Annotated in this window: 2 protein-coding genes; both read right to left on the bottom strand. The window is 22.4% G+C overall.

Translation table 4 applies throughout. The annotated features are described in order from the left end of the window. Nucleotides 1-398: 398 nt before the first annotated feature. On the bottom strand, nt 399-800 hold the full coding sequence (locus TS70_RS06550) for a hypothetical protein (protein ID WP_198049789.1): 402 nt from the start codon (nt 798-800) through the stop codon (nt 399-401). An 18-nt stretch (nt 801-818) separates the two neighbouring features. Beyond that, complete coding sequence (locus tag TS70_RS06545; protein ID WP_198049788.1) at nt 819-983, bottom strand: hypothetical protein; 165 nt, start codon at nt 981-983, stop codon at nt 819-821. Nucleotides 984-1,143: the final 160 nt, after the last annotated feature.

Here is a 1,143-nt window from a genome sequence, read left to right as displayed (position 1 = left end):
TTTTAATAAAAAAGGGTATCGCAAGAAGTCTATTATTTACCATCACTTCCTAACTAACATAAATAATTGATAAAAACACCTTACTTTCACACATAGAGTTCATTTTTATTAGTATTAATACCAGCAAATCATTCACTTTCAATTATTTTCCTAAATGATTGAAAACCATTATAATTTATAAATCACTCTATATTAATTACTTTGATAGTATTAAACGGATTCGGACTTTTGTTATAATTTACTTTCTGATACATTACTCAAATCAACTCGCTTTCTATTGCACTGCATTGAACAAATATTTAACTTAAAATATAATTTACCAACAAATTTTCTATTCAAAATAGAATGACAAATTTGACATTTACGTTTAATAAAAAATATTCAAATTCCTAACATAATTAATCACACTCCTTACTAGGTAATTTGTGATTTTGTATACCAAATAATTTTTCTAAATCTTTAATAACAAATTTCAACATTCCAATTTCAATAGTTTTATTATCATTATATTGACTACGTTGATATTTAATAATTTCATATTTATATGTTTTTATTAAATCAACTATTAATAGTTTTTGTTCTAATTCGTTATTTCTATTAGGACAATTCTTACAATCGTGATTTCCGGGTCTATTTTCTAAAAAATTTATATATTCATTTTTTTCAACAATTTCATTTTCGTAAAATGATTTAATTTTTAATAAAATTTCTTTAACATATTTTGGTTTATAGGTCATTAACCCCGGCATTTTTAAATACTGCAATTCTTCATCTATTTCTTCTTTAACTGTTTTTGTCATAAATTACTCCTTGCCATACTAATCAATTTCCTTTTCTAACTCTTCTGCAATATGTTGATAAAAACTCATTTCTTTTCGAATAATATTAACGGATTCATGATGAATTCCATATTCATTCAATTGAATTAAAGTAGCTTGCATAGTTCTAATTTTCATTTTAATTTCATCTAATAAGTCTTGCATAATTATTGTCTCCTTACTGTAATAAACATTGGTATACTAATGTAACTTAATTCTTGTTAAATAAACATTGGTAATAACAATGTTAAAATATATAAAAAATAAGNAAGACACACTGAAAAATACTATTTAATTTTTAATAATAGTTANNANNATANANAAT

Source organism: Spiroplasma sp. hyd1, assembly GCF_016082235.1.
Taxonomy (GTDB): domain Bacteria; phylum Bacillota_I; class Bacilli_A; order Mycoplasmatales; family Mycoplasmataceae; genus Spiroplasma; species Spiroplasma poulsonii.
Note: the sequence above shows the minus strand (reverse complement) of the source record. Positions and strands in the feature narration are given on the sequence as shown.